Source organism: Micromonospora sp. WMMD754, assembly GCF_049315235.1.
GTDB classification, from domain to species: Bacteria; Actinomycetota; Actinomycetes; order Mycobacteriales; family Micromonosporaceae; genus Micromonospora; species Micromonospora sediminicola.
The window spans coordinates 1,144,531-1,161,872 of record NZ_CP186058.1 but is presented as its reverse complement, the minus strand read 5'-3'; the positions used below and the strand labels follow the sequence as shown (position 1 = coordinate 1,161,872).

Below are 17,342 nucleotides of genomic sequence, written 5' to 3'. Positions count from 1 at the left end.
GCCCGCCGGCCGTCCGCACACTGGTACGGATCGCCGGGCCGATCAGTTCAGCGGGTCGGCCAGGAGGCGTTCGAAGGCCAGTTCGGCCGCGCCGATCAGCGCCGCGTCGTCACCGAGTTTCGGGGTACGCAGGCGCACGTGCTCCAGGCACGCGGGCAGCCCGTTGGAGTTGAGCCGGCTGCGGACCTGGGCCGCGGCGGCCAGGTAGAGGTCGCGCATGGTGCCGCCGAAGATGACCATCTCCGGGTTGAAGATGTTGACCAGGTTGGCCACGCCGAAACCGAGCCAGTCGCCGGCCTGCCGCACCGCGCTCTGCGCCCGGGCGTCGCCCCGGTCGGCCGCGTCGAACACGGCCAGCAGAGCCTCCCGCCCGCGCGCCTCGGACCGGCCGGCCGCGCGCAGCAGCCCGTGCTCGCCGACCTCGGTCTCCCAGCAGCCGCGCCGGCCGCAGTCGCAGCGCACACCGTCGCGGACCACCACCATGTGGCCGACCTCGCCGCCGTAGCCGCCGTGCCCGGTCAACCGTCGGCCGCCGGCGATGATGCCCGCCCCCACGCCGACGTCGCCGTACAGGTAGATGACGTTGTCGCAGCCGGTCGCCGCGCCCCGGGCGTGCTCGGCGTACGCGGCCACGTCGGCCACGTTCCCCACCGTTATCGGCACGTCGATGCCCAGCTCGTCGGCGAGCGCCGCGCCGATCGGCTCGTCCACCCAGCCGGTGGTCGGGCTGAGCCGGACCAGCCCGTCGTCGCGGCGCACCATGCCGCACACGGCCACCCCGGCGCCCACGCAGAACGAGTCCGGCGGCACCGCATGGTGCATCTCCTTGACCGCGCCGGCCAGCAGCGGGGCGGCCTCCCCGGCGACCAGGTTGCGCGGCCGGTCCAGCTCCCGGCGGTCGAGCACCTCACCGCCGAGGCCGACCCGCGCGGCCCGCAGCCGGTCCACCTCGACGCTGTACGCGTACGCGTAGACCCGTCCCGACTCGGGCCGGACGACCAGTGACGGTCGCCCGGCCCGGCCGGTCTCCTTCGGCGTCCCCTCGCTGACCAGACCGGCGCCGGCCAGGTCCGCGGTCAGCGCGCCGATGGTGCTGCGGTTGAGCCCGAGCGCGGTGGTCAGCTCCGCGCGCGTGGTGGCCCCGTGCACGTGCACGTAGCGGAGCAATGCGCCCAGGTTCTGCCGGCGGATCTCGTCCTGGCTGGGACCCGCGCGCATTGCCACTGCCATGGTGTGTCCGTACCCGGGGTCAGCGCACGCCGGTGGCGGCGGCGCGCCGTCGCGACAACGCGTCGATGGTCGCCGCGGCGAGCAGCACCACGCCGGTGACCACGAACTTCACGCCCGAGCTGTACCCCATCAGTCCCATACCGTTGTCGATCACCGCGACCACCGCGCCACCGAGCACGGCGTCGAGGACCCGGCCCTTGCCGCCGAAGAGGCTGGTGCCGCCGATCACCGCCGCGCCGACGGCGTAGAGCAGTACGTTACTGCCACCGGTGTTGGGGTCGACCGAGTTGGCCCGGCTGGCCGCCACGATGCCGCCGATGGCGGCCATCCCGGAGCAGATGACGAACACGGAGATGCGGATCCGGTCCACGCTGATGCCGGCCCGGCGGGCCGCCTCGGCGTTGCCGCCGACGGCGTAGATGTGCCGGCCGTAGCTGGTGCGCTGGAGCACGAACGTCCAGACGACCAGCAGCACCGCGATGATCGGCACCACGATCGGCACGCCCTTGAGCGAGACGACCAGCACGTTGCGGCTGCGCTCCAGGTTGAGCACGTAGACCGCGAGGCCGAGGATCACGGCGAGCCCGCCGATCCGGGCCGCGACCACCGCGATCGGGTCGGTGAGCAGGCCGCGGGCGGACCGGTTGCGGTGCCGCAGCAGCTGCACGGCCGCGTAGCCGGCGACGGCCACCGCGGCCAGCGCCCAGCCCAGCGCGGGGGAGAGGTTGCGGTTGGCGATCGCGACCAGGGTGTCGTCGCGGACCGCGATGTTGGCGCCCTCGTCCATGAGCGTCAGCACCACGCCCTGGAAGGCGAGGAAGCCGGCGAGGGTGACCACGAAGGACGGGATGCCGACCTTCGCGACCAGCAGGCCGAGCACGGTGCCGATGACCACGCCGGTGACGACGGCGGCGAGCACCGCCACGTACCAGGGGTAGCCGAGCACGGTGACCACGTTGGCCAGGATCGCGGCGCAGACGCCGCTGGCGAAGCCGGCGGAGAGGTCGATCTCGCCGAGCAGCAGCACGAACACCAGACCCATGGCGATCAACGTGACCGCGGCGCCCTGGGTGAACAGGTTCGCCAGGTTGCCGGCGGTGAAGAACGACGGGCGGGCGATCGAGAAGCCGACGGCGAGCACGAGGAGCATGATCACCGCGGGCAGGGCGCCGATGTCGCCGCCACGTACCCGGCGCCAGTAGTTGTTCACGTGGCTGCCCACGGTCGGCGCCGGGGCGACGCCGGCGGGGCCTTCCTTCTTCACGGCGGTGGCGGTCATCGGACGGCTCCTGGGGTGGTGTCGGCGGGCGCGGCGCCGGTGCCGTTGCTGCCCGGTTCGCCGGCGAGGCCGAGGGCGCCGGAACGGCCGGCGGTGATCAGCTCGACCACCTGCGAGTGGGTGATGTCGGTGGTCTTCACCTGGGCGACCATCTGGCCGAGGTAGAGCGCGGCGATCCGGTCGGAGACGGCGAAGACGTCGTTCATGTTGTGCGAGATGAGCACGACGGCCAGGCCGTTGTCGGCCAGCCGCCGGACCAGCTCCAGCACCTGGGCGGTCTGCGCGACGCCGAGCGCGGCGGTCGGCTCGTCCAGGATGACCAGCTTGCTGTTCCAGAGCACCGCCTTGGCGATGGCGACGGTCTGCCGCTGGCCGCCGGAGAGGCTGGACACGTGCTGGCGCAGCGACTTCACGGTGCGCACGCTCAGGCCGGCCAGGGTCTCGGCGGCCATCTGCTCCATGGTCGGCTCGTCGAGCACGATGCCGCTGCGCTTCTCCCGGCCGAGGAACATGTTCTGCACGATGTCGAGGTTGTCGCAGAGCGCCAGGTCCTGGTAGACGACCTCGATCCCGAGCGCGGCGGCGTCCCGGGGGCTGCTGATGCTCACCGGACGGCCGTCGAAGAGGAACTCGCCGGCGTCGGTGGGGTAGATGCCGCTGATGCACTTGACCAGGGTCGACTTGCCGGCGCCGTTGTCGCCGACCAGCGCGGTCACCTCGCCGGGGTGGGCGGTGAAGGCGACGTCACGCAGCACCTGGACGGGACCGAAGCTCTTGTCGATCCCGCGTAGCTCCAGCAGGGGGGTTGCGGACACGGGTGTCTCCTTTGGGCGGAGGGAGGTCTCGGATCCCGTCCGGCGTGGGCGCCGCCCGACCCGGGTTTCCCCGTGCCGGGCGGCGCCGCCTGAGCGGGTTGGGTCAGCTCACGCCGGCGTCGGTGCAGAGCTTGGCGAACGCACCGGTGCAGAGCTCTTCCTTGGTGACGTAGTTGTCGGCCACCACGTCCTTGACGTTGTCCTTGTAGATGGCCTTCGGCTCCAGCAGCACGGCCGGCACGTCCCGGTTGCCCTCCGGGTCCTTGACGGTCTGGCCGGTCTCCTTCTTCTCGCCCTTGGCGAGCGCGATGGCCAGCTCGGCGGCGGCGTCCGCCTCCTTCTTGACCGCCTTGTAGACGGTCATGCACTGGTCACCGGCGAGGATGTTCTGCAGGCCCTCCTTGGTGGCGTCCTGACCGGTCACCGGGACCTTGCCGTTGAGCTTGTTCTTCTTGAGCACCGAGATGGCCGCGTTGCCCAGACCGTCGTTGGCGGCGAGCACGCCGTCGATCTTGCCGCCGGCCTTGGTCAGCTGCTGCTCGAAGATCGTGGCGGCCTGCGCGTTGTCCCAGGCCGGCACCGAGTCGTCGGCGACCTTGGTGTACTCCTTCGAGTCGAACTTCGGCTTGAGGACCGAGTCGTACCCGTTCTTGAACAGGGTGGCGTTGTTGTCGGTCGGCGAGCCGTTGAGGTACGCGATCGACGGGTTCTTGACGCCCTTGTCCGTCAGGCACTTGCTCAGGCCCTCGCCCTGGAGCTTGCCGACGGCCTCGTTGTCGAAGCTGACGTAGTACTGGGCGGAGCCGCCCAGGGTCAGCCGGTCGTAGTCGATGGTGGCGACGCCCTGCGACTTGGCCTTGTCGAGCACGGCCTTGCCGGTGCCGGAGTCCAGGTTGACGATCATCAGGACGTTGACGCCGTTGGTGATCATCTGGTCGGCGATGGTCTGGAACGCGGTCTTGTCGTTCTGCGCGTTCTGGATGTCCGACTCCACGCCGGCGGCGTCGAACGCCTCCTTGAGGAACTTGCGGTCCGCGCCCTCCCAGCGGGCGGAGGACTTGCTGTCCGGCAGGATCACGCCGATCTTCGGCTTCTTGTCGCTGGAGCCGCCGGCCTGGTCGGAAGAACCGCCGTTGTCACCACAGGCGGCCATGCTGCCGGTCGCGAGGAGACCGACGGCCGCGAAGGTGAGGAGTCCCTTGCGCATGTGCACGGGTCCTTTCGGGGGGTGGGGGAGTAGAGGTCGATGTTTTGTTGTGTCCGGCAACGTATTCCGCGCTTCCCGCGCTCCGCAAGAGTGCCGAGGTCAGAAGTTTGTTGGCGGCGGTAACAATTCAGCAACGCGGTTGTCACCCGGCCGACACCCGCGGCGGAAACGCTCCCACCGTCCGCTACGGGTGGTTCAACCGGCGGCGATCGGGGCGGTCCGCGCCCCGGTGAGCGCCACCAGGTCACCCGGCGCGAGCTGCACCTGCAGGCCCCGGCGGCCGGCCGAGACGTACACCGTCGGGTGTGTCGACGCGGAGGCGTCGACCACCGTCGGCAGTCGCCGGCGCTGCCCGAGCGGGCTGATCCCGCCCCGGACGTAGCCGGTCGCCCGTTCGGCCACTGTCCGGTCGGCCAGCGCGGCCCGCTTGCCGCCCACCGCCGCGGCGAGGGCCTTCAGGTCCAGCTCGCCGGTCACCGGCACCACGGCCACGGTCAGCTCGCCGTCCACCTCGGTGACCAGCGACTTGAACACCCGCTCCGGCGGCACCCCGAGCGCGGCGGCGACCAGCGCGCCGTAGTTCGGCGCGTCCGGCGAGACGTCGTACGGGTGCGTGCTGTGCGCGATCTTCCGCTTGGCCAGCAGCGCGGTCGCCGGAGTGCCCTGTCCCGCCATGACCGTCAAGCTAACCCGGCTGCGGCTCCCCGGCGAGCCGGAACGGGCGCCGGCCGGGGACGGCGGTCAGGCGGCGGCCGGCACCGGGCGGCAGATCAGCACGGTGGGCGCACCGGCCACCCGGGTGAGCACCAGGCTGGCCGCCGCCTCGCCGGCCAGGCGCAGGTCGCGGCGCAGCTTCTCCGGCTCCAGCGCCGAACCGCGCTTGAGGATCTCCACCCGGCCGACCCGGCGCTCCCGCAGCAGCGCACGCAGGCGCTTGAGCGAGAACGGCAGCACGTCGGTGACCTCCAGGCAGCGCGCGTACGGGGTGAGCCGGGCCGCGTCCGCGTAGAGGTAGGCGATCGACGGGTCCGCGAGGGTGGCGTCGAGGTCGGCCGCCAGCTCGGCGACCAGGTGCGCGCGCACCACGGCCGGGTCCGGGTCGTACAGGAACGGCCGGACCGGGCCTACCGCCGCGTCGACCGCGCCGGTGCCGGTGAGGTGATAAGAGGGGGCCCTTCCTCTACCGGAGGCGTTAACAGGGGGCCCTTCCTTCTCCCGCAGCACGGTGGCGCGGCGGGGGACGTCCGCGAGGGGCCCGCACCAGAGCGCGGCCTCCACCAGGTCCCCGTCGACGCTCACCCACTCCGCCTCGGCGCCGGCCGGAATCAGCGCGTGGTCCAGCCCGGGCGCCACCTTGACCACGGTGCGCGGCACCCGCTCGGCCAGCCCGACGACGAAGTCCCACGGCGGCGAGTAGGCGTTCGGGTCGAAGATGCGCCGGCCGGTGCCGGCCCGTCGTCGCGCCGGGTCGCAGAACGCCCCGTCGACCCGGCTCACGTCGAACGTGGTGGCGTCGCCGCACTCCACCGTGACCAGGTCGGCCAGCCCGGCCGCCTCGGCGTTCGCGGCGGCCATCGCCGCGGTGACCGGGTCGGCCTCCACCGCGTACACCCGGATGCCGGCGCGGGCCGCGGCGAGCGCGTCGGCGCCCAGCCCGCAGCCCAGGTCGGCGAGCGTGGTCACGCCCGCGGCGCGCAGCCGCGCGGCCCGCCGGTCGGCGACCGCCCGGCGGGTGGCCTGCTCCAGCCCCGGCCGGGTGAGGAACATCCCGGCCGCCACCGCGCCGAACTTGCCGGCAGCCCGGCGGCGCAGCTCCGCCTGGGTCAGCGCCGCCGCCGCGAGCCCGCCCGGGATCCCGGCCGAGCGCAGCGCGGCGGCCGCCGCCAGCGGGTCGCCGCCGGCCACCCGCGCCGCCGCGGCGAGCGCGGCCGACCCCTCGGGGGTACGCAGCGCGGTGAGCTGGTCGAGGTCCACCCGCTCATTCTCCCGACCCGCCTGGTGGCCGACACGGCGGGCGACGCGCTGGCACTCTCCTTGACGGAGTGCTAGCCGAGGAATAACCTGCGATTAGCACTCTCACCCTGAGGGTGCCAACGCCCGGGCCCGTGCCCGGGGGTTGAGCGCCAGGCGGACCGGCACCCGCGACGACGGCCCCGCCCGGTGGCATGTGGCAGATTGACGCTGGTCGGCATGCCGACCGGTAACGACACCAAGTACCCGGGAGGGTATGCCCGTGACTACCGCGACCAAGGTTGCGATCAAGCCGCTCGAGGACCGCATCGTGGTCCAGGCGAACGAGGCCGAGACCACCACCGCCTCGGGCATCGTGATCCCCGACACCGCCAAGGAGAAGCCGCAGGAGGGCACCGTCCTCGCTGTCGGCCCGGGCCGGATCGACGACAAGGGCAACCGCGTGCCGGTCGACGTGAAGGTCGGCGACACCGTCCTCTACTCGAAGTACGGCGGCACCGAGGTCAAGTACGCCGGCGAGGAGTACCTGGTGCTCTCCGCCCGCGACGTCCTCGCGGTCATCGAGAAGTAAGCAACCGATCAGTGTCGTTGCCCCGGTCCGGCTCGCCGGGCCGGGGCAACGTCGCTTCGAAGGGATACTGATGGCGAAGATCCTCAGCTTCTCGGACGACGCCCGGCACCTGCTCGAGCACGGTGTCAACGCCCTCGCGGACGCGGTCAAGGTCACCCTCGGCCCGCGCGGTCGCAACGTCGTCCTGGACAAGAAGTTCGGTGCGCCCACGATCACCAACGACGGCGTGACCATCGCCAAGGAGATCGAGCTCACCAACCCGTACGAGAACCTCGGCGCGCAGCTGGTCAAGGAGGTGGCGACCAAGACCAACGACGTCGCCGGCGACGGGACCACCACCGCCACCGTGCTGGCCCAGGCCATGGTCCGCGAGGGCCTGCGCAACGTGGCCGCCGGCACCAACCCGACCGGCCTGAAGCGGGGCATCGACGCGGCGGCCGCCAAGGTCTCCGAGGCGCTGCTCGGCAAGGCCGTCGAGGTCGCCAGCAAGGAGTCGATCGCGCACGTCGCGACCGTCTCCGCGCAGGACTCCACCATCGGCGAGCTGATCGCCGAGGCGATGGAGCGGGTCGGCCGCGACGGTGTCATCACCGTCGAGGAGGGCTCGGCGCTCACCACCGAGCTGGAGGTGACCGAGGGTCTCCAGTTCGACAAGGGCTTCATCTCGCCGAACTTCGTCACCGACGTGGAGGGGCAGGAGTCGGTCCTGGAGGACCCGTACATCCTGATCACCACGCAGAAGATCTCGGCCATCGAGGAGCTGCTGCCGCTGCTGGAGAAGGTCCTCCAGAACAACAAGCCGCTGCTCATCGTCGCCGAGGACGTCGAGGGCCAGGCCCTGTCCACGCTGGTGGTCAACGCCATCCGCAAGACCATCAAGGTCTGCGCGGTCAAGGCCCCCGGCTTCGGCGACCGCCGCAAGGCGATGCTCCAGGACATGGCCATCCTGACCGGCGCCGAGCTGGTCGCCCCGGAGCTGGGCTACAAGCTCGACCAGGTCGGCCTGGAGGTGCTCGGCACCGCCCGTCGCGTCGTGGTCGACAAGGAGAACACCACCGTCGTCGACGGTGGCGGTCAGTCCTCCGAGGTCGCCGACCGGGTCGCCCAGATCCGCAAGGAGATCGAGGCCTCGGACTCCGAGTGGGACCGGGAGAAGCTGGCCGAGCGGCTGGCGAAGCTCTCCGGCGGCATCGCGGTGATCAAGGTCGGCGCGGCCACCGAGGTCGAGATGAAGGAGCGCAAGCACCGCATCGAGGACGCCATCGCCGCGACCAAGGCCGCGGTCGAGGAGGGTACGGTCCCGGGCGGCGGCGCCGCGCTGGCCCAGATCCTGCCGGTGCTCGACGACGACCTGGGCTTCACCGGCGAGGAGAAGGTCGGCGTCTCGATCGTGCGCAAGGCGCTGGTCGAGCCGCTGCGCTGGATCGCGCAGAACGCCGGGCACGACGGCTACGTGGTGGTGCAGAAGGTCGTCGCCCAGGAGTGGGGCACCGGCCTCGACGCCGCCACCGGCGAGTACGTCGACCTGGCCAAGTCCGGCATCCTCGACCCGGTGAAGGTGACCCGCAACGCGGTCTCCAACGCCGCGTCGATCGCCGGCCTGCTGCTCACCACCGAGAGCCTGGTCGTGGAGAAGCCGGCCGAGCCGGAGCCGGCCGCCGCCGGTGGGCACGGCCACTCGCACGGCCACGGCCACCAGCACGGCCCGGGCTTCTGACCCGAGGAGTACGCCCGACTTCGGGGCGCACCGCCGAGCCGGCGGTGTGCCCCGACGTGCTTACGGAACGCTGACGAGATTGGCAGCCGGCCCGCCCGGTCGACCAGACTGGACGGCGTGCGCATGATCTCCCGCCGCCACGCGGCGCTTGCCGGTGTCGTCGCCGCCGTGGTGGCGCTCGGCACCGCCGAGCCGGTGGCCGTCCTGACCGGCCCCCGGTCCGCCCCGCTGATCGCCGTCGGCGGTGTCGTCGTCGACCTGGTGCCCGAGCCGCTCAAGCAGTTCGCCATCGCCGTCTTCGGCACGTACGACAAGATCGCCCTGCTGGTCGGGACGGCGCTGCTGCTGGCCGGCTTCGCGGCGCTGCTCGGCCTGGCGGCGGCCCGGCGACTGGCGGTCGGCCTGGCCGGCATCGCCGTGTTCGCCGTGCTCGGCGTCGCCGCCGCGCTGACCCGACCCGGCGCGGACGCGTTCGACGCGCTGCCCTCCCTGGTCGGCGCCGGCCTCGGCGGGCTGACGCTCTGGGCGTTCGTCGCCGGCCCGTTGAGCCCGGACCGCGCCGAGGTCGACCGGGCGCGCCCCGGGCAGGGGCCGGACCGCGCCGGGGTCGACCGGGCGCGCGCCGGACAGGTGCCGGACCGCCACGAGGTCGACCTGGCCGCCGGTGAGCCGGCCGGGACGCCCCCTTCCACGCCCCCGCCACCCCCGCCACCCCCGGCGGCTGCCGCGTTCGCGCGCGAGGAGGAGACCCCGGGCGGCTGGGAGCCGGCCCGGCACGACGTTCCGGAGTCGCGACGTCGGTTCCTGCGGGGCGTCGGCCTGCTGACCGGGGCGGCGGCGGTGGCCGGGCTCGGCGGGCACTGGCTGGCCGGCCGGCGTGGCGTCTCGGCGGCCCGGGAGGCGGTGACGCTGCCCGCGCCCGCGACGCCCGCGCCGCCGGTACCGGCCGGCGCGGACCTGTCGCTGCCCCGGCTCGCCCCCTACGTCACGCCGAACCGCGAGTTCTACCGGATCGACACCGCGCTGGTGGTGCCGCAGGTGGACCCGGTGACCTGGCGGCTGCGCATCCACGGCCGGGTCCGCAACCCGATCGAGCTGAGCTTCGACGACCTGCTCGCCCGCCCGATGGTCGAGCGGTACGTGACCCTGGCCTGCGTCTCCAACGAGGTCGGCGGTGACCTGATCGGCAACGCCCGCTGGCTCGGCGTGCCGATCAAGGAGCTGCTCGACGAGGCCGACCCGGAGGAGGGTGCGGACCAGGTGGTCGGGCGCGCGGTGGACGGCTGGACCTGCGGCACCCCCACCTCGGTGCTGCGCGACGGGCGGGACGCGCTGCTGGCGGTGGGGATGAACGGCGAGCCGCTGCCGGTCCAGCACGGCTTCCCGGTGCGGATGGTGGTGCCCGGCCTCTACGGGTACGTCTCGGCGTGCAAGTGGGTCACCGAGCTGGAGCTGACCAGCTTCGCCGACTTCGACGCGTACTGGGTGCCGCGCGGCTGGTCCGCCCAGGGCCCGGTCAAGACCCAGTCCCGGATCGACACCCCGCGTGCCCGCAGCCGCCCGGCCGCCGGCCCGGTGACGGTCGCCGGGGTGGCGTGGGCGCAGCACCGCGGCGTCCGCCGCGTCGAGGTACGCGTGGACGACGGCCCATGGCGGGAGGCGACGCTGGCCCCGGCGGTGTCGACGGACACCTGGGTGCAGTGGTCGTGGCGATGGGACGCCGCGCCCGGGGAGCACACCCTCCAGGTACGCGCCACCGACGCGGCCGGCGAGACGCAGCCGGAGCGGCGCAGCCCGGTGGCCCCCGACGGCGCCACCGGCTGGCACACCGTCACGGTCACCGTCGCCTGACCGGTCCAGGCCCGTCGGCGCCGTCAGACGCTACGGACCGCGACGCGGTGTGGCGATGCGGGGCGCGGCGGTCCGGGGCGTGACCGGGCGGGACGGGGTGACCGCGTTGGCGGGCCGTGCGGCGGTCGGCCAGGTGAGGCAGAGGCGATCCGCGGGGGTCGGGAAGGGCCTCGGACCTGCCTAGGAACTTGATGACGTGAACGATTCGGTTTCGGGGTCGACCCCCACGCGTCGGGGCGGCCGCTGCTGCGGGCGCTGCCGTCACTCGCCTGAGTCGTTCAGGTCATCAAGTTCCTAGGCAGCCGGAAGGGTGGCCGAAGCGGCGATGCCGCGCCCCGGGACGGGGCGCGGCATCGGAAGGAGCGCGGTGGGTCAGGCAACCTTGCGCTGGTCCGGCACGGCGGTCTTGTGCGGCCGGCCGAGGCGCGCCTCCAGCCGGGCGATGTCCACCCGGCTCTGCCGGCGGTCGGCCAGGTCCTCCCAGCCGAGGGCGAGCAGGCGCAGCCGCTCGGACTCGCTGAAGCCGCCCCAGACGCCGTAGGGCTCGCGGACCGCGAGGGCGTGGGCGGCGCACTCGGCGCGCACCGGGCAGGCGCGGCACACGGACTTGGCGCCGGTCTCCCGGCGCAGTCGGGAGGAGCCGCGCTCGCCGTCCGGGTGGAAGAACTGGGCGCTGTCGCGGCCACGGCAGGCGCCGAGCCGCTGCCAGTCCCAGAGGTCGACGATGGGTCCAGGCAGCCTACGTACGTTCGACATCAGCACCCCTCCTCCCGCGCGGCACCGCGGAGAATGTTCGTGGCCAGCTACCGGGCGGCGGTCCGCGCGGGATGCCGGTTCCGGATGAACGACTCGGTACCCGAGCTGTCCCCGCCTCACACATCTGTGATCGAAAACCTCGGACAGTCAGCGGCATATGCCCCAGATGTCGGAAAAGTTCGGATGATTGCCCGGAACCCCCTCCCCGGCCGACCCCCACGTGGTCTGCTCTGAGTCGGAGAGGAGACCACAGTGCGTAGCGTTCTCGTGTGCGTTCGGACACCATTGGCGGCCCAGCATCTGACCTCCGCGGCGGCGCGGCTCGGGCTGTCCGGCGTCGTCCGGACGGCCGTCTCCGATCCCGAGGTGATGTTGCGGCTCGCCGAGCGTCCGGTCGACGTGGTGCTGGCCGACACCGCCCTCACCCGGCCGGACAGCCCCGGTTTCGTGCGTCGGGTGCTCGCCCGCGCCCCGCAGGCCGCGGTGCTGCTGCTGGGCCCGGAGGAGTCGGAGTCGGCGGCGGCCACGATCAGTGCCGGTGCGCGCGGTCTGATCCAGAACGCCGACCACGATCTGACCAGCGCGGTGGCGAAGGCGCTGCTGCTGCTCTCCGCCCCCGGGCGGACCAACCGGCACCGGGTGGCCGACCCGGCTCGGGACGCGGCGGCAGTCGGCGGGTCGACCCGGGCGGCGGCGTCGGGGCGTACCCCGGGCGGGCCCGGCTGGCCGGCGACCGCGACGGACGCCGCCGGCCTGCCCACGGTGGTGCCGGTGCAGCGCGGCGAGGACCCGAACGACCCGGCTGCGGACGGGGCCGAGGCGCCACCGGCCGGTGGCGCCCAGCGACCGGCGCGGACGCCGCGCAGCGCGGTCGGGCTGACCGAGCGTGAGCTTCAGGTGCTGCTCGGCATGGCGGAGGGCAAGAGCAACGCGGAAATCGGGCGGGAGTTGTTCGTCTCCGAGGACACCGTCAAGACGCACGCCCGGCGACTGTTCCGCAAGCTGGGTGCCCGGGACCGGGCGCACGCCGTGGCGGCCGGGTTCCGGGCCGGCCTGGTCGCCTGACCCGGTCGGCGGCTGTCACTCCTCCGCGGTGTCGTCAGTGCCCTCGGTGAGCGTGTCGTGCACGCCGTCGGCGTAGCCGCGGGCGTAGTCCCAGCTCACGTAGTGGTCGGGGTCGGGGTCGTAGGCCGGCTCGTGCACCCGGGGCCGCCCCGAGTTGAGCAGGTGGCGCAGGTTGCCCCGGAGCAGGTCCCAGTCGAAGTAGTGCGGCTCGCGGCAGTCCTCGCACTCGATCACCAGCCCGCGCACCCCGATCGGCTGGAGCAGCGCCTGGTAGATCTCCAGGTCGGCGAGATCCTCCAGGACGTCCTGCCGCTCGACCTCGGTCAGCGGGTCGAGCGCGTCGTCGTCGCCGGGATCGTGCAGGCCGGCAGCCGGATCGGCCGGGTCGCCGTTGAACGGGTCGATGGGCTCGTCGTGCACCCCCTCACCGTAGACCCCGCGCCGCCGGAAAGCCCGCCCACGGCCGTGCTGTGGCCCGGCCTACGCCGGGCCCGCCGCTGCCCGGGGCGGGGCAGGCCAGTGGGTACGATGAGGCGACGCGCCGTCACGCCGGCGCACGCCGGTGCCCGCGCGCGCCGCCTCGCTGCAGCCCGTTCGACCAGCTCAGGGGAGCAATCGTGGAGAATTCGCCCAGCACCGAGATCCCGGCCGGCCGCGACGGCGGGGAGCTGGGTGGCCATCTGCCCGAGTTGCCGGCCGGTTCGGCCCGGGTGGTGCCGCTCGGGCTGACCTTCGACGACGTGCTGCTGCAGCCGGGCGAGTCGGACGTCGTGCCGAGCCGGGTCAACACCCGCACCCGCCTCACCCGCAACATCGAGCTGACCGTGCCGCTGCTGTCCAGCGCGATGGACACCGTCACCGAGGCCCGGATGGCCATCGCCATGGCCCGCCAGGGCGGCATCGGCGTGCTGCACCGCAACCTCTCCGTCGAGGACCAGGCGCTCCAGGTCGACCTGGTCAAGCGCTCCGAGTCCGGCATGATCACCAACCCGGTGACCGCCAGCCCGGACGACACGCTCCGTGACGTGGACGCGCTCTGCGGGCGCTACCGCATCTCCGGCGTGCCCGTGGTCGACGGGCAGGGCCAGCTGGTCGGCATCGTGACGAACCGCGACATGCGCTTCGTCTCCGACCCGGCCACGCCGGTCCGCGACATCATGACCCGGACGCCGCTGATCACCGCCCCGGTCGGGGTGAGCAAGGACGACGCGCTCGACCTGCTGCGCCGCCACAAGGTGGAGAAGCTCCCGATCGTCGACGAGTCCGGCGCGCTGCGCGGCCTCATCACGGTCAAGGACTTCACCAAGAGCGAGCAGTACCCGGAGGCCACCAAGGACGAGGCGGGCCGGCTCCGGGTCGCCGCCGCGATCGGCGTGGGCGAGGACTCGTACAAGCGGGCCCGGACGCTCGTCGACGCGGGCGTCGACGTGCTGATCGTGGACACCGCGCACGGTCACCAGCGGGCGGTGCTGGAGATGGTCGGCCGGCTCAAGCGGGACGTGACCATCGACATCGTGGGTGGCAACATCGCCACCTACGCCGGCGCGAAGGCGCTCGTCGACGCCGGCGCCGACGGCGTCAAGGTGGGCGTCGGCCCGGGGGCCATCTGCACCACCCGGATCGTGGCCGGGGTGGGTGTCCCGCAGATCACCGCGATCATGGAGGCGGCGCGGGCGGCCCGGCCGGCCGGCGTCCCGGTGATCGGCGACGGCGGCATCCAATACTCCGGCGACATCGCCAAGGCGCTGGTGGCCGGCGCCGACACGGTGATGCTCGGCAGCCTGCTGGCCGGCTGCGAGGAGAGCCCCGGTGAGCTGATCTTCGTCAACGGCAAGCAGTACAAGGCCTACCGGGGCATGGGCTCGCTCGGCGCGATGCAGTCCCGCGGCCAGGTCAAGTCGTACTCCAAGGACCGCTACTTCCAGCAGGACGTGACCAGCGACGAGAAGCTGGTGCCCGAGGGCGTCGAGGGCCAGGTGCCCTACCGCGGCCCGCTCGCCCAGGTCGCCCACCAGCTCACCGGCGGTCTGCGACTCGCCATGGGATACGCGGGCGCGGAGAGCATCGCCGAGCTGCACCAGCGTGGGCAGCTCATCCGGATCACCGCGGCCGGGCTCAAGGAGAGCCACCCGCACGACATCCAGATGACCGTCGAGGCGCCCAACTACCACACCCGCTGACCCCCCTCCACCCCCGAACACATCTGGAGTCCCCATGCGTGACGTGGTCGAGATCGGGCTGGGCAAGACCGCGCAGCGCGGTTACCACCTGGACGACATCGCCATCGTGCCGAGCCGCCGCACCCGGGACGTCGACGACGTCTCCACGGCCTGGCAGCTCGACGCCTACCCGTTCGGCATCCCCTGTGTCGGGCACCCCTCGGACGCGACCATGAGCCCCGCCTCCGCGGTGCGCCTCGGCCAGCTCGGCGGCCTCGGCGTGCTCAACGTCGAGGGCCTCTGGACCCGCTACGAGAACCCGGCGAAGATCCTGGAGGAGCTGGCCGGCCTCGGCGAGGACGCGCGGGCGACCAAGCGCCTCCAGGAGGTCTACGCCGAGCCGATCCGCCCCGACCTGATCGCCGAGCGGGTCCGCGAGCTGCGGGCCGGCGGCGGCACCGTGGCGGTCCGGGTGTCGCCGCAGCACACCCTGGCGCTGGCCCCGGTGATCCTCGACGCCGGCGTCGACATCCTGGTCATCCAGGGCACGCTGGTCTCCGCCGAGCACGTCTCCACCACCGACGAGCCGCTCAACCTCAAGGAGTTCATCGCCGACCTCGACCTGCCGGTCATCGTCGGCGGCTGCACCGACTACAAGACCGCGCTGCACCTCATGCGCACCGGCGCGGCCGGCGTGATCGTGGGCATCGGCGGCGACGACTGGTCCACCACCGAGTCGGTGCTCGGCATCCGGGTGCCGATGGCCACCGCCATCGCCGACGCCGCCGCGGCCCGCCGCGACTACCTGGACGAGACCGGCGGCCGGTACGTGCACCTGATCGCCGACGGCGACATGCAGACCTCCGGCGACATCGCCAAGGCCCTCGGCTGCGGCGCCGACGCGGTGATGCTCGGCGAGCCGCTCTCGCTCTGCGAGGAGGCCCCGGCCGGCGGCGCCTGGTGGCACTCCGCGGCCAGCCACCCGTCCCTGCCCCGGGGCGCGTTCGAGGTGGCCGGCGAGCCGCTCGGCTCGATGGAGCGGCTGCTGTTCGGCCCGGCCGACGAGCCGGACGGCCAGCTCAACCTCTTCGGCGGGCTGCGCCGCGCGATGGCCAAGTGCGGCTACCGCGACCTCAAGGAGTTCCAGAAGGTCGGCCTGGTCCTCGACCGCTGAGCGGACCCGACGTGACGGCGCGGACGCGGGTTCGACCCCGTCCGCGCCGTCCCGCGTCTAGGCTCGCCGGGTGAGACGGGTGCGGTGGTGCGCGACCGCGCTGGCGGTGGCGCTGTTGGCGACCGGGTGTACCGGGGACGACCGGGGCGGGTTCCGGCCCGGCGCGGCGGACGCCGGTGACCCGTACGTGCCGGGGGCCGGCAACGGTGGCTACGACGTCGGGCACTACGCGCTGGACGTCCGCTACGACCCGGGCGACGACCGGCTCACCGGCACGGCCACGGTGACCGCGACCGCCACCGAGGCGTTGTCCCGGTTCCAGCTCGACCTGGCCGGCCTCGACGTCGACCGGGTCCGGGTGGACGGCGAGCCGGCGAAGCACCGCCACGACGACGCCGAACTGGTCGTCACCCCGGCACACGGGTTGCCGTCGGGCCGGCGGTTCACCGTCGAGGTGACCTACGGCGGGGTGCCGAAGCCGCTGCCCAACGAGGTGCTGGGCGACGGCGGCTTCCACCACACCCCGGACGGCGCGATCGCGCTCGGCCAGCCCGAGTCCGCGAGCACCTGGTACCCGGTCAACGACCACCCGTCGGACAAGGCCACCTACGACATCGCGATCACCGTGCCGGACGGGCTCGCCGCGCTGAGCAACGGCGTCCCGAAGGGACGGACGAGCAGCGGCGGCCGGACCACCTGGCGCTGGTCCGAGGGTTCGCCGATGGCCAGTTACCTGACCACGCTGGTGATCGGCGACTACCGGGTCACCAGCGGCACCCATGCCGGTCGGCCACTGGTCACGGCCGTGGCCTCGGCGTTGCCCGCGGACGGCCCGGCCGCCGCGTCGGTCGCCCGCACCGGCGAGGTCGCCGACTTCCTGGCCGCCCGCTTCGGGCCGTACCCGTTCGACGCGTACGGCGGTGTGGTGGTGGCCGACGACCGGATCCGGTACGCGCTGGAGACGCAGAGCCGCCCGGTCTACGGGCCGGGATTCTTCGGGGGCGGGCCGAACACCGAGGTGGTCGCGCACGAGCTGGCCCACCAGTGGTTCGGCGACAGCGTCTCGGTGGCCCGGTGGAGCGACATCTGGCTGAACGAGGGCTTCGCCACGTACGCCGAGTGGCTCTGGGCCGAGCACGACGGCGGGCGGACCGTGGCGCGGACCGTCGCCGACCGGTACGCCACCACCGGCTGGAGCCGGCCCACCGTCGACCCGGGCCGGGCCGGGATGTTCGGCGACGCGGTCTACCAGCGGGGCGCGCTGGCGGTGCACGCGCTGCGCCGCGCGGTCGGCGACGACACGTTCTACCGGATCCTGCGCGGCTGGCTGGCGCAGCACCGGGACGGCAACGCCACCACCGCCGACTTCGTCGGGTACGCCGAGCGGACCGCCGGGCGGCCCTTGCGCGCGCTGCTCGACGCGTGGTTGGTCGGGGCGACCCCGCCGGGCCTGCCGTGACGCGGACGTGATCGCCGCTCGGTAGGCTGCCGCGGGCGGAGCGGGCCCGCGGGCGGGGCCGCCGTTCGGACCCCGGGAGGGATCGAGA

Annotated in this window: 14 protein-coding genes and 2 pseudogenes; 8 read left to right on the top strand and 8 right to left on the bottom strand. The window is 73.2% G+C overall.

The features are described from left to right. Nucleotides 1-42: 42 nt before the first annotated feature. The 6 genes from ACN27B_RS05420 to ACN27B_RS05395 all read right to left on the bottom strand — a co-directional run bounded on the left by ACN27B_RS05420 (nucleotide 43) and on the right by ACN27B_RS05395 (nucleotide 6,505). Nucleotides 43-1,218, bottom strand: coding sequence for an ROK family protein (locus ACN27B_RS05420; protein ID WP_099163678.1), 1,176 nt, complete (start codon nucleotides 1,216-1,218; stop codon nucleotides 43-45). A gap of 31 nt (nucleotides 1,219-1,249) precedes the next feature. Further along, nucleotides 1,250-2,509 carry a sugar ABC transporter permease gene (locus ACN27B_RS05415; RefSeq protein WP_099163679.1) on the bottom strand — a complete coding sequence of 420 codons (1,260 nt, stop codon included), beginning with the start codon at nucleotides 2,507-2,509 and terminating at the stop codon, nucleotides 1,250-1,252. Beyond that, nucleotides 2,506-3,324, bottom strand: a complete 819-nt coding sequence (locus ACN27B_RS05410; protein WP_099163680.1) for an ATP-binding cassette domain-containing protein — start codon at nucleotides 3,322-3,324, stop codon at nucleotides 2,506-2,508. The genes ACN27B_RS05415 and ACN27B_RS05410 overlap by 4 nt, the downstream gene beginning before the upstream one ends. Before the next feature lie 103 nt (nucleotides 3,325-3,427). Continuing rightward, entirely contained in the window at nucleotides 3,428-4,531 is a 1,104-nt protein-coding gene (locus ACN27B_RS05405; protein ID WP_099163681.1) for a sugar ABC transporter substrate-binding protein, read from the bottom strand. Nucleotides 4,532-4,726: 195 nt separating this feature from the next. Then, nucleotides 4,727-5,206 (bottom strand): Cys-tRNA(Pro) deacylase, encoded by a 480-nt coding sequence (ybaK, locus tag ACN27B_RS05400; RefSeq protein WP_099163682.1) that lies wholly within the window; start codon nucleotides 5,204-5,206, stop codon nucleotides 4,727-4,729. Between the two features lie 66 nt (nucleotides 5,207-5,272). After that, nucleotides 5,273-6,505: a THUMP-like domain-containing protein gene (locus tag ACN27B_RS05395; RefSeq protein ID WP_422743751.1), complete on the bottom strand. Its 1,233-nt coding sequence runs from the start codon at nucleotides 6,503-6,505 to the stop codon at nucleotides 5,273-5,275. A 253-nt stretch (nucleotides 6,506-6,758) separates the two neighbouring features. Between ACN27B_RS05395 and groES the strand changes: the two genes are divergently transcribed. The 4 genes and pseudogenes from groES to ACN27B_RS05375 all read left to right on the top strand — a co-directional run. Beyond that, on the top strand, nucleotides 6,759-7,073 hold the full coding sequence (gene groES, locus ACN27B_RS05390; protein WP_088998427.1) for a co-chaperone GroES: 315 nt from the start codon (nucleotides 6,759-6,761) through the stop codon (nucleotides 7,071-7,073). Nucleotides 7,074-7,143: 70 nt separating this feature from the next. After that, complete coding sequence (groL, locus tag ACN27B_RS05385) at nucleotides 7,144-8,790, top strand: chaperonin GroEL (protein ID WP_098747289.1); 1,647 nt, start codon at nucleotides 7,144-7,146, stop codon at nucleotides 8,788-8,790. A gap of 123 nt (nucleotides 8,791-8,913) precedes the next feature. Continuing rightward, nucleotides 8,914-9,345: pseudogene (locus ACN27B_RS05380) on the top strand (molybdopterin-binding oxidoreductase); the annotation flags it as partial. A 225-nt stretch (nucleotides 9,346-9,570) separates the two neighbouring features. Next, nucleotides 9,571-10,641, top strand: a pseudogene (locus ACN27B_RS05375) (molybdopterin-dependent oxidoreductase); the annotation flags it as partial. Between the two features lie 372 nt (nucleotides 10,642-11,013). Here ACN27B_RS05375 and ACN27B_RS05370 read toward each other — a convergent pair. Then, nucleotides 11,014-11,397 (bottom strand): WhiB family transcriptional regulator, encoded by a 384-nt coding sequence (locus ACN27B_RS05370; RefSeq protein ID WP_091576957.1) that lies wholly within the window; start codon nucleotides 11,395-11,397, stop codon nucleotides 11,014-11,016. A gap of 252 nt (nucleotides 11,398-11,649) precedes the next feature. Between ACN27B_RS05370 and ACN27B_RS05365 the strand changes: the two genes are divergently transcribed. Beyond that, the gene (locus tag ACN27B_RS05365) at nucleotides 11,650-12,462 is read left to right on the top strand and encodes a response regulator transcription factor (RefSeq protein WP_099163685.1); all 813 of its coding nucleotides are present in this window, start codon (nucleotides 11,650-11,652) and stop codon (nucleotides 12,460-12,462) included. Between the two features lie 15 nt (nucleotides 12,463-12,477). Here the strand turns inward: ACN27B_RS05365 and ACN27B_RS05360 are convergent, their stop codons facing one another. Continuing rightward, the gene (locus ACN27B_RS05360; protein ID WP_174528270.1) at nucleotides 12,478-12,882 is read right to left on the bottom strand and encodes a DUF5319 domain-containing protein; all 405 of its coding nucleotides are present in this window, start codon (nucleotides 12,880-12,882) and stop codon (nucleotides 12,478-12,480) included. Nucleotides 12,883-13,079: 197 nt separating this feature from the next. Between ACN27B_RS05360 and guaB the strand changes: the two genes are divergently transcribed. The 3 genes from guaB to ACN27B_RS05345 all read left to right on the top strand — a co-directional run bounded on the left by guaB (nucleotide 13,080) and on the right by ACN27B_RS05345 (nucleotide 17,254). Beyond that, complete coding sequence (gene guaB / locus ACN27B_RS05355) at nucleotides 13,080-14,642, top strand: IMP dehydrogenase (protein ID WP_091570342.1); 1,563 nt, start codon at nucleotides 13,080-13,082, stop codon at nucleotides 14,640-14,642. 34 nt (nucleotides 14,643-14,676) lie between these two features. Beyond that, complete coding sequence (locus tag ACN27B_RS05350; protein WP_091570345.1) at nucleotides 14,677-15,795, top strand: GuaB3 family IMP dehydrogenase-related protein; 1,119 nt, start codon at nucleotides 14,677-14,679, stop codon at nucleotides 15,793-15,795. Nucleotides 15,796-15,865: 70 nt separating this feature from the next. After that, entirely contained in the window at nucleotides 15,866-17,254 is a 1,389-nt protein-coding gene (locus tag ACN27B_RS05345) for a M1 family metallopeptidase (protein ID WP_422743746.1), read from the top strand. Nucleotides 17,255-17,342: the final 88 nt, after the last annotated feature.